The sequence below is a fragment of the Streptomyces sp. A5-4 genome (genome assembly GCF_051131715.1).
Taxonomy (GTDB): Bacteria; Actinomycetota; Actinomycetes; order Streptomycetales; family Streptomycetaceae; genus Streptomyces.
In genome coordinates, this window is record NZ_CP178591.1 from 3,575,001 (window position 1) to 3,589,511 (window position 14,511).

Consider the following 14,511-nt stretch of genomic DNA (forward strand, 5'->3'; position numbering starts at 1 on the left):
AGGGTCTTGAGGACTTCCCATTCCGTATTGCTGATCCCGAGGGTCGCGACCTGGCGGCCGTAGGCGACGTTCATCCGGCGGTTGAGGCGGCCGAGGGCCGAGACGACCTTCTCGACCTGGGGGTCCAGATCGCCGTACTCGCGCTGATAGGCGGCGATCTGCTCGTCGAGGCTCGGCTCCTGCGGGCCGGACGACGTGGGGGTCTCAGGCATGCCGCGCAGTATGACACGACTGCCGTTCGCCATTAAGTCCTTGCATGTGTAGTGTTGAGGTTCTAACTTTAGCTTTGAAGTCTTCAGACTTCATCTCTCCTACAAGACCTCGAGGCAGGTGAGTGTGACCAGGGCGATGGGCGCTGCGATGCGCCGGATACAGACGGGGAACGCACTGAGCGCGTTCGGTATCGGCTTCACCGTTCCGTATCTGTACGTGTATGTGGCTCAAGTGCGGGATCTGGGTTCGGTTACGGCGGGCGTGGTGCTCGCCGTCTTTGCCGTGGCCGCGCTCCTCGTCCTGCCGTTCACCGGCCGGATCATCGACCGGCGCGGACCGCTGCCCGTCCTGCTGACCGGCGCGGTCACCGCCTCGATCGGCGCCCTGTCCATGGGGCTGGCCGGCAATGTGCAGATGGCCGTGTTCTCGGCGGCCCTGCTCGGTGCGGGCACCGCGGTCATGCAGCCGGCCCTCGCGACCATGATCGTGTGGTCCTCCACCGCCGCCACCCGTACCCGCGCCTTCGCCACCCAGTTCTTCCTGCAGAACCTCGGCCTCGGCATCGGCGGGCTGATCGGCGGCCAGATCGTCGACAAGAGCCGGCCCGACAGCTTTTTGCTGCTCTTCGCCGTCGAAGCGGTGATGTTCCTGGTGCTGGCGGTCATCGTGGCGGGCGTGAAACTCCCGCGTGCGGCGGCCGTCCCGGGCGCCGTGCCGAAGAACGACGCGGTCCCGCAGGGCGGCTTCCGGGTGCTGATGCGGCACAAGGCCATGGTGCGGGTGTGCGTGCTCGGGTTCGTACTGTTCTTCGCCTGTTACGGGCAGTTCGAGTCGGGGCTCGCGGCGTACGGGACCGAGGCTGCCGGCATTGACCCGTCGACCCTCGGGCTCGCGCTCGCCGCCAACACGGCGGTCATCGTGGTCGCGCAATTCGTCGTGCTGCGGCTCGTCGAGCACCGTCGGCGCTCACGGGTCATCGCGCTCGTCGGGCTGATCTGGGCCTTCGCCTGGATCGTCGCCGGATACGCGGGGCTCGGGCACGGCAGCCAGACCATGGCGACGGCCGCGTTCATCTCGACGTACGCGCTCTTCGGACTCGGTGAGGCCATGCTGTCGCCGACCGTCGCGCCGCTGGTCGTGGACCTGGCGCCGGAGTCGATGGTCGGGCAGTACAACTCGGCCTTCGCATTGGTCAAGCAGCTCGCGCTGGCCCTCGGTCCGGCGGTGGGCGGGCCCATGGGTGCCTCGCTGCACGCGCCGTACATCGTGACCTTCATTGTCTTCTCGCTCGGCATCAGCGTGCTGGCGCTGCGGCTCGGCGAGCGGCTCACCCCTGCGCAGGACCGGCCGCTGCCGGTCAAGTCGCTCGTGGTGGCCTCCTCCGTACCCGAGGCGCGGCAGGCGGAACGGCAGGCCGAGCCGGTCGCCTGAGCCGGCCGGCTCAGGCCGCCGGCTCAGGCAGGGCGAATTCGCACCAGACCGCCTTGCCGCCTCCCGGCGTGCGGCGGCTGCCCCAGGACGAGGCGATCGTCGCGACGATCGAGATGCCGCGGCCCGCTTCGTCCGCCGGGTCGGCCCGGCGGCGGCGCGGCAGGTGGTCGTCGCCGTCCGTCACCTCGATGATCAGGCGGCGGTCCGTTCTGCGGAGCCGCAGGCGCATGGGCGGGGTGCCGTGCTGCAGCGAGTTCGCCACGAGCTCGCTGGCCGCCAGGACACCGAGGTCGCACAGCTCGACCGGGAAACGCCAGGACGCGAGGACGCCCGAGGCGAAGGCCCTCGCGCGCGGGGCCGCTTCGATGCCGCCGAGCAGTTCGAGGGCCGCGTTGTGGAAGAGCTCCGCGTTGTGGCCGGTGCGGGCGGGGTGCTGGACGACGAGGACCGCGACGTCGTCGTCGTGCTCCGCGGTGACACCCAGAGCGCGGATCAGCCGGTCGCAGACGACCTGCGGGGCGCCGGTCGCGCCGGCCACTGCCGTCTCCAGGCGGTCCACGCCCTCGTCGATGTCCTCGCCGCGGCGCTCCACCAGACCGTCCGTGTAGAGGACGGCCGTGGAGCCGGGCGGCAGGCCGATCGTGCCCGAGGTGTGCATCCAGCCGCCGGTGCCGAGCGGGGGGCCCGTGTGGTCCTCGGCGCGGCGGACCGTGCCGTCCTCGTCACGGACGAGGATCGGGAGGTGGCCCGCCGACGCGTAGACGAGACGGCTCTCGTTGGGATCGTGCACGGCGTACGCGCAGGTGGCGATCTGGCTGGCGTCGATCTCGGCGGCGAGGCCGTCGAGCAGTTGGAGCACCTCGTGCGGCGGGAGATCCAGCCGGGCGTACGCCCTGACCGCTGTGCGGAGCTGGCCCATGACGGCCGCCGCGCGCACGCCGCGGCCCATCACGTCACCGATGACCAGGGCCGTACGGCCGGCGCCGAGGGTGATCACGTCGTACCAGTCGCCGCCGACCGCCGCTTCCGTGCCGCCCGGCTGATACGTGGCGGCGATACGCAGGTCGTCGGGCTGCTCCAGCTCCTGCGGCAGCAGCGAGCGCTGGAGGGTGACGGCCGTCTCGCGGAGCAGGCGCTCGCTGGCGCGCAGCCGCTCGGCGGCCTCCGCGTGGTCGGTGACGTCGGCCGCGAAGACGAGGACGCCGCCCTCGCCCCCGCCACGGCCCGGGGTCTCGATGGGCGTGCAGGTGATCGTGTACGACCCGCCCTTGGGGATCTTGCGGGACTTGACCGTGCGCGGCGTGCCGCCGCGCAGGACCTGATCCATGAGGGGGAGCAGTCCGAGCTCCTCCAGCTCGGGCAGCGCGACGGCCGCCGGGGCGCCGGGCTCGCGGGGGCCGAAGGCGGTGGCGTAGGCGTCGTTGACGTACGCGACGCGGTGCTCGGGCCCGTATACGAGGGCGACGAGCGCGGGAAGTCTGCCGAGGACCTCGCGGACGGAGAGCTCGTCCAGAGCAGGCGCGGCGTCCAGGGAGTCGCCCCCCGGCGCGTCGGAATCGTGCCCGGTCCGCCGGGCGTACTCACCGCGGGCTGCCGGCACGGAGCCACGGTCGGTCCGCGCTGCGGCGCGGCGCTGCGTTCCGGGGAGACGGGCGCTCCAGCGCGTGAAGTTCACTGACGTTCAGGCCTCATGGTGTTGTCCGGCCGGCATGGTCGGGGCTTGCTGCCCTGCCGGGTGTCGCTTCGGGGGCGCCGCCGGGCGGCGACAGCGGGTCACTCTGTGCAGGTGTGAGCCCACCTATGGTCACACGTCCATTGTGACCGACCGCACTGACAGTCGTCAGGGCGTCTTGGGCGGATGCCCACCGGCCGCCAGTTCGAACTCGGCGCGCGGATGTTCCAGTGAGCCGAGCGAGACGATCTCGCGTTTGAAAAGCCCGGAGAGCGTCCATTCGGCGAGGACCCGTGCCTTGCGGTTGAAGGTCGGCACGCGGCTGAGGTGATAGGCACGGTGCATCAACCAGGCCGGATAGCCCTTGAGTTTCCGGCCGTAGACATGCGCGACGCCCTTGTGGAGGCCGAGCGAGGCGACGGATCCGACGTAGGAGTGCTCGTAGTTCTTGAGCGGTTCGCCGCGCAGCGAGGCCACGATGTTCTCGGCGAGGACCTTGGCCTGGCGTACCGCGTGCTGGGCGTTGGGCGCGCACTCCTTGCCCTTCTCGTCCGCGGTGAGGTCGGGTACGGCGGCGGCGTCACCGGCCGCCCAGGCGTGCTCGGCGCCGTCGATCCTGAGCTCGGCGGTGCAGGCGAGCCGGCCGCGTTCGTTCAGCGGGAGGTCGCTGGCGGCGAGGACGGGGTGCGGTTTGACGCCGGCGGTCCATACGAGCGTCCGGTTGGGGAAGCGGGAGCCGTCGTCCAGCACGGCGACGCGGTCCGCGCAGGAGTCGAGGCGGGTCTCCAGCCGTACGTCGATATTGCGTCGTCGCAGCTCACGGATCGCGTACTGGCCCATCTCCTCGCCCACTTCGGGGAGGATGCGGCCGGACGCCTCGACGAGGATCCACTTCATGTCCTCGGCCTTGATGTTGTGGTAGTAGCGGGCGGCGTACCTGGCCATGTCCTCCAGCTCGCCGAGCGCTTCGACGCCCGCGTAGCCGCCGCCGACGAAGACGAAGGTGAGTGCCGCGTCGCGCAGCGCCGGGTCACGGGTGGCGGAGGCGATGTCCATCTGCTCGATGACGTGATTGCGCAGACCGATGGCCTCTTCCACGGTCTTGAAGCCGATGCCGAGGTCGGCGAGGCCGGGGATCGGAAGTGTGCGGGAGACCGAACCGGGGGCGAGGACCAGCTCGTCGTAGGGCATCTCGATGGGTCCTGCGCCCTCCTCCTCGGTGGCGAGGGTGGCGACGGTCGCGATGCGCTTGGCGTGGTCGATCGACCGGGCCTCGCCAATGACGATCTTGCACCCGACGAGCACACGGCGCAGCGGCACGACGACGTGACGCGGCGAGATGGAGCCGGCCGCGGCCTCGGGGAGGAAAGGTTGATACGTCATATAGGGGTCGGGCGTCACCACGACGATCTCGGCCTCGTCGCTCTTCAGCTTCCGCTGGAGGCGCAGCGCGGTATACATCCCGACATAGCCGCCGCCGACCACGAGAATCCGGGTACGGGGCGGGGATCCGGGGTTCGACCCCGGTGAGTTATGAGCTTTCACCACCCCATGACGCAACGGCATCAGGACTTTGTCCACAGGCCCAGCAAATTGTGTGATCGGAGGTCATGGGGGGTATGGGGTGCGGAAATTCCCGGCTGTTTTGGAAGGTTCGCAGGTCAGGGCATGGGGATGGAGGGTAGGCAGCGGCCGAATCAGGAAGGTTTCGGTCCCTACTCCGATCGGGCGGGCGCTCCGTGCGGAACTACCCCCTTCTGAATCCACTCCGGCTCAACTATGTTCGTATCTCGTCGGAGCGACCAGATTTGCGCTCCTGACAGTCAGGGCGGGGAGTCTCCGGGGGGAGACATCATTACCGGGGGAACGCTGATGCGCATTCAGGACTCTCATTGGCAGACTGCTGTCGCCACAGACAGCAACGGGCGGGTGGTGGCGGGTGGATCCCGTGCCGCGCCGCTGCGCGTTGATGCACAGCGCAATCTTGAACATGTGTTGAGAGCGGCTCGCGAGGTCTTTGGCGAGCTGGGCTACGGGGCGCCGATGGAGGACGTCGCGCGCCGGGCAAGGGTCGGGGTCGGGACCGTCTACCGGCGGTTCCCGAGCAAGGACGTGCTGGTGCGCCGGATAGCCGACGAGGAGACCTCCCGGCTGACCGACCAGGCGCGCACTGCCCTGGGCCAGGAGGAAGAGCCGTGGTCGGCGCTGTCGCGCTTCCTGCGTACGTCGGTGGCTTCCGGCGCGGGCCGGCTGCTTCCGCCCCAGGTGCTGCGGGTCGGCGTGGACGTCGACGAGCCGACGGCGGAGCAGGGTGAGGCACGGGTGCCGCAGCAGCGGCAGTCCGGTCTCCCGGCGGGGCCGGAGCTGCGGCTGGTCGAGCAGCGGCCGGAGCAGCGGACGTCCGACTTCGGTCTTGACGGCCTGGACGACGGCGACAGCATCGACGCGGGCGCGGCGACCCTGCTCGCGGTCGTGGGGCAGCTGGTGGACCGGGCGCGTGCGGCCGGTGAGCTGCGTGGCGATGTGACGGTGGCCGATGTGCTGCTGGTGATAGCCACGGCTGCGCCTTCGCTGCCGGACGCGGCGCAGCAGGCGGCGGCTTCCACGCGGCTGCTGGACATCCTGCTGGAGGGGCTGCGGTCCAGGCCCGTGTGAGTCGGGCGGCGGTTTCCTGCGGCTGCCTCTTGCATGTGTAAGGGGCGCGACTCCTTGCCCGTGCCGGGGTACGACCGACCCGGTCGCCGTTCCGCCCGGCGGCCGGTCGGCCCTCCCTTGGCGGGCCCGAAGGGGCCCGGCGAGGCCGGCCGGGGGTCATCACGCGCCGAAGTCGTGGGCTCGTGAGGGCGATTGAGCCTTCCCCGATGGGGTGAAGGCTAGCGCTCGCATCCGGTAAAACACCCCGGACGAGTGGTTGCCGGTCGTGAGTGGCGGTCCGTGGTTCACCCTGTGCGACTCTTGCCCGGTGTTGCGGTCTGAGGGTGCTTACGGGGGCTTCCGCTATGGGTGTTGAGGGGCGGGACGAATCGCTTGAGAGTCCTGGCGGTGCCGGGCAGGTCGGCGGCGGCCCGGAGGTCGGTGGTCTGCCCGCGCGGCAGGTGCCCAGCCAGGGCGGGCCGGGCCGCACGAGCGGTGACGCCGAGGGCGGGACCGTGCTTCCCGGGCCGTGGCCGCCTGCGGATGCCGAGGACGCGGGCGTCCCGTTGCAGCGCGAGGGTGGCAGCGCGCCGCTGACGGAATCGGCCCAGCCGCCGCAGTCGCCTTCCGCCGAGGCCCTGACGGCCTCCGACGCGGCGCTGATCCAGCGGATGCGGGCGGGTGACGACAGCGCGTACGAAGCGCTCTACCGGCGGCACTCGGAAGCCGTGCGCCGGTATGCGCGTACCTGCTGCCGGGACGCGCACACCGCGGACGATCTGACGGCCGAGGTCTTCGCGCGCACGCTGCAGGCGGTGCGCGGAGGCGCTGGTCCCGAGCAGGCCGTGCGGGCCTATCTGCTGACGACCGTACGACGCGTCGCCGCGGCCTGGACAAAGACGGCCAAGCGCGAGCAACTGGTCGAGGACTTCGCGCTGTTCGCCGCCGAGTCCGCCCGGCCGTCGGACGGGTCGAACGAGGACACCCTGGATCTGGGAGCCGACGTACGGGCCATGCACGAGGCCGAGCAGACGCTGGCCATGCAGGCCTTTCGCAGTCTGCCCGAGCGCTGGCAGGCCGTGCTCTGGCACACCACGGTCGAGGAGGAGTCGCCGAGCGAGGTCGCGCCGCTGTTCGGGCTGACGCCCAACGCCACGGCGGTGCTGGCCAGCAGAGCCCGCGAGGGGCTCAAGCAGGCCTATCTGCAGGCGCATGTGAGCTCCGCCCTGACAGCGGGTGGTGACTGCGCGCACTACGCAGACCGCCTCGGCGCGTACGCCCGCGGCGGTCTGCGCATGCGGGCCGAGCGGGGGCTGCGCAAGCATCTGGAGGATTGCGCGAAGTGCCGGGTCGCCGCCGGTGAGTTGAACGACGTCAATGCCGGGATTCCCGCGCTGCTTCCGGTCGCGGTCATCGGCTGGATCGCCGGTGGGTTCACGCTCAAGGCCGCCGGCCTGGTGGCGGGTGGCGCGGCAGGTGCGGCGGGTGCGGGGGCGGCTGCCGCCGCGAGTGGCGGGAGCGCGTCCGGTGGGGCCGCCGGGGCCGCCGGGGCGGAGGCGATGGGTGCGCCCGCGAAGGCGGCGATCGCGGCGGCGGTGGCTGTCGCGGTGGCCGCGGGCGTGGTGTTCGCCCTCGCCGGGGACGAGCCGAAGCCCGAGCCGAAGCCGCCGGTGGCCAAACCGCCGGTCGCGCAGCCCGTCGTACCGCAGAAGCCGAAGCCCGAGCCGAAGCCGCCGGCGCCGGAGCCGCCGGTGGTGCCGGTCGCGAAGCCGTCTCCCACGCCGAAGCCGACGCCTCCGAAGGCGAAGCCGACGCCCGCGCCCAAGCCGCCCGCGCCGAAGCCTCCGCCACCGCCTCCGCCGGAGCCGCCGGTGAAGACCACTCCCCCGCCGAAGCCGGCCCCGCCACCTCCTCCTCCGCCGCCGCCGCCACCGATCGCGCCGGTCGTCTACCAGGTGAACCGGCTGGATTACGGGGTGTTCGGCGATCACACCAAGCCCGAGGTGCGGATCGCCGAGAGCAGTTGGCTGTGGCAGCGGGACGGCATGTCGATCGGCGGGAAGCAGTACGGGCACGGCGTGACCGTGCACGGGGCGTCCTCGGTGACCATCGACCTCAATCGCCGTTGCACGACGTACGACGCGGTGGCCGGTGTCGACGACATGACGATGGGGCTCGGGGCGGTGCGGTTCTCCGTGTACGGGGACGGGGCGCTGCTGTGGAAGTCGAAGGTGGTGCGGGGGGATGGCGCGGCGGTGCCGGTGCATGCGGATGTGTCCGGGCGCGAGACGGTTCGGCTCGTGGTCGAGCCGGACGACCCGTTCAGCTCGGTGGTGCTTTCGGACTGGGCCCAAGCGCGGATCAGCTGCGGGGAGTAGGTGGGGTGCGGGGCTTGTCCCCTACCCGCCCTTCCCGAAACTGGGGCTCCGCCCCAGACCCCGGTCCTCAAACGCCGGACGGCTGAAATGACGGGGTGAGGGAGCGGGCGGCGGCGTCACGCCCCGGTGCGGGTCCGCAAGCGCCGGACGGGCTGAAATCGCGCGGCATCGCTGACATGGCGCGCCATCCGGCATCCGACAACCCGCGCCGCAGGCGGCCGCCCCGCCTCGCCCGGCCCGCAGGCCGGAGCGCGGCAGGAAGCGCAGGTCGGGGACAGCACCGCGCGCGCACGCCCGACGCACCAGCTGCGACGCGGCGGAAAAACACAGGTCCCGACACCAATCGCGCATGCACCCCCGCCCCACCCACCGCCGCGCGGCGAAGACCCGCCCCACCCACCGCCGCACGGCGAAGAACTGCAAGGCCGAGGGTCGCGCCGCAGGGCGTGGGTCCGGGTTACAGGCTTCGCCGTGGTGGGACTCCGCCTGCTACTGCTCGCTGGCGTGGGGCCGCCGTGCCTGTCCAGCAGGTGCCTCGCCGTGAGACCAGGCGGCGTAGCCACAGCTCCGTGGAGACCAGGTCGGCCAGGCCGTCGAGCGGGACCCGTTCGCCCTCCGCCGCCGCTCTCAGCGCCTTGCGCACGACGCGTGCCTCGACGATGCCCGCGTCGGCCAGCAGTGGTGCGTCGAACAGCGCGATCAAGTCATCCACCGCCGCCCGCAGTCCGACCCGGTCGGCCGCCGCCGACGAGGCGTGCGAGGTGGCGCCCCAGCCCGCGGGCAGGTCCTGGACACCCGCGCCGGACAGGACCGTACGCAGGATCGCGGCGCGTGCGCCCGGCTGGACGCGGAGGGCTTCGGGGAGGGTGCGGGCGGCCCGTACGACCTGGTTGTCGAGGAAGGGCGCGTGCAGCCGCTGGCTGCGGACCTCCGCGGCCTGCTCGAACACCCGGTGATCGGACGCGGCGCGGGTCAGCGCGCCACGCGCGCGTGCCTCGCCGGGTCGCTGTATCGACGAGGGGCGCGCCGCGGAGCCCTGGAGGCGAACCGATACTTCAGCGAGCGCCTCGCCGGTCAGCCAGCGCGCGGCCGGGCCGGGACGGCTCCAGGCGAGCGCGGCGAGCGACGCGTCGAGCGCGCCCGCGCCGTTGCCCGCGCCCCACGCGCCCGGCTCGTCGAAGCGGCGTTCCATCAGGCGGGTGGCCGCCTCCTCGATGCCGGTGCGGTACGGCGTACGGGCGAGGCGGCGGGCCGCGCGGTAGACGGTCAGCGGGAGGAACAGCGAGTGCGCGGAGGGCCCTTCGACCTTGGCGAGCGCCGCGACCGGGCGCAGCAGGTCACGGCGGCGGCGGTCCATGAGGAGATCGGCGAGGCGGGCGGGGTGTGCGTCGAGGACCTGACGGGCGCCGTGCCCGGTGAAGTGGTCGGCGCTGCCCGCGGCGAGTCGGCGGCGGTGCCGCTCGGCCGTGACCAGGGACGGGCCGGGCTCGTCGGTGAGGGGACCGCTGTCCAGGTCGGCGTACGGGAGGGCCTCTTCGCCCCCTGCGACGACGACGTGGTGCAGCCGGGGGTTGGCGGCGATGGCGCCGGCCCGTTCCAGCTCGGCTTCGCGGCCGTGCGGGTCGGAGGCCAGGTCGTTGAACGTGACGGCGAGGAGACGCTCCCCCGCGCCCGTGCCGTGGCCCAGGACCGTGCCGGGCATACCGGGGAGGCCCGCGGCGAGGAGCGCGAGGGTCGCCGACGCGCTGCCGCCGGAGAGGTCGGCGCCGATGCCGGGGACGGGTGCGCCGCGGGCCGCGCGGCGTTCCGCGGGCCCCATGCCGGGCACCGGGCCCGGGTCGGGCGCCATGGTCTCCGGGGCGTGCCGGGGTGCGGTGAGCCTGGCCCGTACCGCTTCGACGAGCGCGTCGCGCACCAGGTCCACCGCGCGCTCGGGGTCGAGTTGGGGCGCGGCGACGGCCAGGGACGCCACCTGTTCGTAGCCGGTGATCTCGCGGGAGCCCTCGCGCAGGACGAGGGCGTGGCCGGGCGGGATGCGCCGCACACCCGCGTACGGGGTGCCGTCGCGCAGGGCCTCGGGCACGTCGGGGCAGGCGAGCAGCGCCGCGAGGTGGCCGATGTCCAGCTGTGCCTCGATGAGGTCGGCGAGTGGAAGCGCGGCGGTGGCGTACGCGGTGCCATTGGCCCAGGGCGTGTAGAAGACGGGGCGGGCTCCTGCCAGGTCACCGACGACGGTGATCCGTCTGCCGACCTGGACGACGACCGTATAACTGCCGGACCACGCGGTGAGGTGCCGCAGTGCGCCGCCGCGCGCCGCGAAGAGGCCGACGCGCAGTTGTTCGTCCGATGCTCCACAACAGCCGAGGACGGCAAGGCGGGTGAAGGTGTCGACGGTGATGGTGCGGACCTCGTCGGGGCGCCAGTCACCGACCGCCCACAGTGGGTCGGGGTCGCCCCAGAGGAGTTGGGAGCCGACGGGGTGCACGGTGCGTGCCTCTTCGTCGGGTCCGCCGGCCGGGCCCACCACGCCTGCTGTCCCGACCGCGCCGACCGATCCGACCTGCCCGACCGTTCCGAAGTTCGCGGCGATACTGCTCCACCCCACCAACCACCGCATCGCCGCCTCCACAGGCTGTGGAAAAACCAAACCGCACGCATCGAAGTCGCTTGGGGACCATGCTGCCACGACAACGGCGTACTGGAGGGGCTACGGGATGCGCGCGGGCAAGTCAATGGGGCCTCTGCGCGCGACGCTTGAGCGAATCGCCACAAACATCCGTGTGTCGACCGGCGTTGGGGCTCAAGTGACGGGACGACAGTTGTGCCGACTGCGCGGGCCGCGAAACGGCTCCGGGACCGGCCTGGAACGGCACCGGACGACAGTCGTGATTCAGCCATTCTCACGGCAGGCGAAGGCCATGGGTGAACGCACAGTCCGGGAGGCGGTGTTCGCCTCCCGGACCGGTCCGCCGCCCGCGGGGATGTAGGCGGCGGAGTCCCCCAGCCCACTGGATCCAGTGCAGCGGGCCGACCCACGCGACTTCCATGGAAGCGCTCCCGTCCCGCCCCGAGGAGAGCGCAGGCCGGGCGCACTGCCACACACACGGAGCACGGGACGCGTCCTGGGAGCTTCCTCCCGAACAACAATCTCGCCATCCGGAACGCCGCCTCTTAACGGTCGGGATGCGGAGAACTACGCTGGGTGCAACTGATGTCCTGCGCGGGGCGCATATTCCGGCTGGGCTGGCCGCGTGGTTGTGCGGGCGGGAAAGCCGGGAATGTCCCGCCGGACGGCCGTCTGTGTCGAGGGGTGGCGCATGTCCAGGGAGCAACGCGGGCCGAACGAAAAGCTCGGCACGGTTCTCGCCCTCGCGGGAATCAGCAACGCAGGCCTGGCGAGGCGGGTCAACGACCTCGGGTCCCAGCGTGGCCTGACACTGCGGTACGACAAGACTTCGGTGGCCCGGTGGGTCTCCAAGGGCATGGTGCCGCAGGGCGCCGCGCCCCATCTGATCGCCGCGGCGATCGGCGCCAAGCTCGGGCGTCCCGTGCCGCTGCACGAAATCGGCCTCGCGGACGCCGATCCGGCGCCCGAGGTCGGGCTCGCCTTCCCGCGTGACGTGTCGGCGGCGGTGCGTTCGGCGACCGAGCTGTACCGGCTGGATCTGGCTGGCAGGCGGGCGGGCAGCGGCGGAATCTGGCAGTCCCTGGCCGGCTCCTTCGCGGTCAGTGCGTACGCCACCCCCGCGTCGCGCTGGCTGATAACCCCGGCCGACTCGTCGGTCGCGCGGGACTCCACCGCCGCCGAGAGCGCGTCGGACGCGACGCCGCTGCGGGTCGGGCACAGCGATGTGGTGAAGCTGCGGGAAGCGGCCGAGGACGCACGGCGCTGGGACTCCAAATATGGCGGAGGGGACTGGCGTTCGTCCATGGTCCCGGAGTGCCTGCGTGTTGACGCGGCGCCCTTGTTACTCGGCTCCTACAGCGACGAGGTGGGCCGCTCGCTGTTCGGGGCGACGTCCGAACTGACCAGGCTGGCCGGGTGGATGGCCTTCGACACCGGTCAGCAGGAGGCCGCCCAGCGCTACTACATCCAGGCGCTGCGGCTCGCGCGGGCGGCGGCCGATGTGCCGCTCGGCGGGTACATCCTGGCGTCGATGTCGCTCCAGGCGACGTACCGGGGCTTCGCCGACGAGGGCGTGGACCTGGCGCAGGCGGCCGTCGAGCGCAACCGGGGGCTCGCCACCGCCCGCACCATGAGCTTCTTCCGGCTGGTCGAGGCGCGCGCCCACGCGAAGGCGAGCGACGCGCAGGCGGCCGGCGCCGCGCTGAAGGCGGCGGAGGGCTGGCTGGAGCGCTCGCGGGACGGCGATCCCGATCCGACGTGGCTGGGCTTCTACTCCTACGACCGGTTCGCGGCCGATGCCGCCGAGTGCTACCGCGACCTGAAGGCGCCGCGCCAGGTGCGCCGCTTCACGGAGCAGGCGCTGTCGCGGCCGACGGAGGAATTCGTGCGCTCGCACGGGCTGCGTCTCGTGGTGTCGGCCGTCGCCGAGCTGGAGTCGGGAAACCTGGACGCGGCGTGCGCGGCGGGGACGCGGGCGGTGGAAGTCGCGGGGCGGATCTCGTCGGCGCGGACCACGGAGTACGTACGGGACCTGCTGCACCGGCTGGAGCCGTACGGCGACGAGCCACGGGTCGCGGAACTGCGGGAGCGGGCGCGGCCACTGCTGGTGGCACCCGCGTAGGGCCTCGGGCCGGGGCCGGGCGGCCTCCGCCTCCCGTGGCGGAGGCCGCCCGGTCCCGGTTCGAGGGCATTGTCAGTGGGCCGGTGCATCATCGGTAGTCCGGGGCGCGCTCCCTGCGCTTCTCGGGGTACACGGCCGGGGTGGGAGGTGATTCCGATGACGCACGAGGGACGCGACAGGTACGGCCGCTACGACTGCGATGTGCTGGTCGTCGGCGGCGGCATCGTCGGGCTCTCCTCCGCGTACGCGATCACGCGCGCCGCGCCGGGCACGCGCGTGGTGGTGCTGGAGAAGGAGCGGGGCCCCGCCTTGCACCAGACCGGGCGCAACAGTGGGGTCATCCACAGCGGCATCTATTACCGGCCGGGCTCGCTGAAGGCGAGATACGCGGTGCGGGGCGCGGCGGAGATGGTCAAGTTCTGCGCGGAGCACGGCATCGCGCACGAGATCACCGGCAAGCTGATCGTCGCCACCGGGCGCGCGGAGCTGCCGAGGCTGCACGCGCTGGTGCAGCGCGGCCGGGAGAACGGGATTCCGGTGCGGGAGCTCGGCCCGGCGCAGATCGCGGAGTACGAGCCGGAGGTGCGGGGCCTGGCCGCGATCCGGGTGGGCTCGACCGGGGTGTGCGACTTCGGGGCGGTCGCCGCGCAGCTCGCGGAGAGTGTGTGCGCGTCGGGTGCGGAGATCCGTTACGGCGCGGAGGTCACCGCCGTCGACCGGCGCCCCTGGGGCGTCGCGGTGCGCACATCGGACGGCGCGGTGCTGCGGGCGCGGGTCCTGGTGAACTGCGCGGGGCTGCACTGCGACCGGGTGGCGCGGCTCGCGGGCGACGATCCGGGGATGCGGATCGTGCCGTTCCGGGGGGAGTACTACGAGCTGGCCCGGCCCGAGCTGGTCCGGGGCCTGGTGTATCCGGTGCCGGATCCGGCGTTCCCGTTCCTCGGGGTGCATCTGACCCGGGGCATCGGAGGAAGCGTCCACGTCGGGCCGAACGCGGTGCCCGCGCTGGCCCGTGAAGGGTACGCCTGGTCGTCGATCCGGCCGCGGGAGCTGGCAGGCACGCTGGGCTGGCCCGGATCCTGGCGGATAGCCCGGCGGCACTGGCGCTACGGCGCGGGCGAGCTGCACCGCTCCTTGTCGAAGCGGGCCTTCACCGAGGCGGTGCGCAGGCTGCTGCCGGCCGCGACCGAGGCGGACCTGCGGGTGGCCCCGGCGGGGGTACGGGCGCAGGCGGTGCTGCGGGACGGGACGCTGGTCGACGACTTCCTGATCCGCCAGGCGCCGAGAACGATCCACGTCCTGAACGCGCCTTCCCCCGCGGCGACGGCGGCGCTGCCGATCGGGCGGCAGGTGGCCCGCCGGGCGCTGGGGGTTTTGGGGGTGGGGTAGGAGGCGGCTGGGTGTGCGGGTCGGTTCGGTCCCCAGTTTCGGGAAA

At 72.4% G+C, this 14,511-nt stretch carries 9 protein-coding genes (1 of these 9 cut by a window edge); 5 read left to right on the plus strand and 4 right to left on the minus strand.

Annotated elements, in window-relative coordinates; all coding sequences use genetic code 11:
* Nucleotides 1-212: the start of a MarR family winged helix-turn-helix transcriptional regulator gene (locus ACLLJJ_RS16370; protein ID WP_434591672.1), read on the minus strand. Its footprint begins 346 nt before the window's first position; the window shows 212 of its 558 coding nt (coding positions 1-212); the start codon lies at nucleotides 210-212; the stop codon falls past the left edge of the window.
* Between the two features lie 136 nt (nucleotides 213-348).
* Between ACLLJJ_RS16370 and ACLLJJ_RS16375 the strand changes: the two genes are divergently transcribed.
* Nucleotides 349-1,644: an MFS transporter gene (locus tag ACLLJJ_RS16375; RefSeq protein ID WP_434600437.1), complete on the plus strand. Its 1,296-nt coding sequence runs from the start codon at nucleotides 349-351 to the stop codon at nucleotides 1,642-1,644.
* A 10-nt stretch (nucleotides 1,645-1,654) separates the two neighbouring features.
* On the opposite strand, the gene ACLLJJ_RS16380 is transcribed toward ACLLJJ_RS16375, so the two are convergent.
* On the minus strand, nucleotides 1,655-3,319 hold the full coding sequence (locus ACLLJJ_RS16380) for an ATP-binding SpoIIE family protein phosphatase (protein WP_434591675.1): 1,665 nt from the start codon (nucleotides 3,317-3,319) through the stop codon (nucleotides 1,655-1,657).
* Between the two features lie 165 nt (nucleotides 3,320-3,484).
* Entirely contained in the window at nucleotides 3,485-4,882 is a 1,398-nt protein-coding gene (locus ACLLJJ_RS16385; RefSeq protein ID WP_434591678.1) for an NAD(P)/FAD-dependent oxidoreductase, read from the minus strand.
* 306 nt (nucleotides 4,883-5,188) lie between these two features.
* On the opposite strand from ACLLJJ_RS16385, the gene ACLLJJ_RS16390 reads away from it, so the two are divergent.
* Complete coding sequence (locus ACLLJJ_RS16390; protein WP_434591681.1) at nucleotides 5,189-5,971, plus strand: TetR/AcrR family transcriptional regulator; 783 nt, start codon at nucleotides 5,189-5,191, stop codon at nucleotides 5,969-5,971.
* 344 nt (nucleotides 5,972-6,315) lie between these two features.
* Nucleotides 6,316-8,328: a sigma-70 family RNA polymerase sigma factor gene (locus ACLLJJ_RS16395; protein ID WP_434591684.1), complete on the plus strand. Its 2,013-nt coding sequence runs from the start codon at nucleotides 6,316-6,318 to the stop codon at nucleotides 8,326-8,328.
* 457 nt (nucleotides 8,329-8,785) lie between these two features.
* Here ACLLJJ_RS16395 and ACLLJJ_RS16400 read toward each other — a convergent pair whose 3' ends face one another.
* Complete coding sequence (locus ACLLJJ_RS16400) at nucleotides 8,786-10,945, minus strand: asparagine synthase-related protein (RefSeq protein ID WP_434591687.1); 2,160 nt, start codon at nucleotides 10,943-10,945, stop codon at nucleotides 8,786-8,788.
* A 700-nt stretch (nucleotides 10,946-11,645) separates the two neighbouring features.
* Between ACLLJJ_RS16400 and ACLLJJ_RS16405 the strand changes: the two genes are divergently transcribed.
* Together ACLLJJ_RS16405 and lhgO are read left to right on the plus strand one after the other, a co-directional pair.
* Nucleotides 11,646-13,076, plus strand: coding sequence for an MFS transporter (locus ACLLJJ_RS16405; RefSeq protein WP_434591689.1), 1,431 nt, complete (start codon nucleotides 11,646-11,648; stop codon nucleotides 13,074-13,076).
* Nucleotides 13,077-13,232: 156 nt separating this feature from the next.
* Nucleotides 13,233-14,465 (plus strand): L-2-hydroxyglutarate oxidase, encoded by a 1,233-nt coding sequence (lhgO, locus tag ACLLJJ_RS16410; RefSeq protein WP_434591692.1) that lies wholly within the window; start codon nucleotides 13,233-13,235, stop codon nucleotides 14,463-14,465.
* Nucleotides 14,466-14,511: the final 46 nt, after the last annotated feature.

Bases quoted from the DNA above. Each gene is read 5' to 3' on its own strand.
- ACLLJJ_RS16375 (WP_434600437.1), top strand. From the start codon at position 349: ATGGGCGCTGCGATGCGCCGGATACAGACGGGGAACGCACTGAGCGCG.
- ACLLJJ_RS16385 (WP_434591678.1), bottom strand. From the start codon at position 4,882: ATGCCGTTGCGTCATGGGGTGGTGAAAGCTCATAACTCACCGGGGTCG.
- ACLLJJ_RS16390 (WP_434591681.1), top strand. From the start codon at position 5,189: ATGCGCATTCAGGACTCTCATTGGCAGACTGCTGTCGCCACAGACAGC.
- ACLLJJ_RS16395 (WP_434591684.1), top strand. From the start codon at position 6,316: ATGGGTGTTGAGGGGCGGGACGAATCGCTTGAGAGTCCTGGCGGTGCC.
- ACLLJJ_RS16400 (WP_434591687.1), bottom strand. From the start codon at position 10,945: ATGCGGTGGTTGGTGGGGTGGAGCAGTATCGCCGCGAACTTCGGAACG.
- ACLLJJ_RS16405 (WP_434591689.1), top strand. From the start codon at position 11,646: ATGTCCAGGGAGCAACGCGGGCCGAACGAAAAGCTCGGCACGGTTCTC.
- lhgO (WP_434591692.1), top strand. From the start codon at position 13,233: ATGACGCACGAGGGACGCGACAGGTACGGCCGCTACGACTGCGATGTG.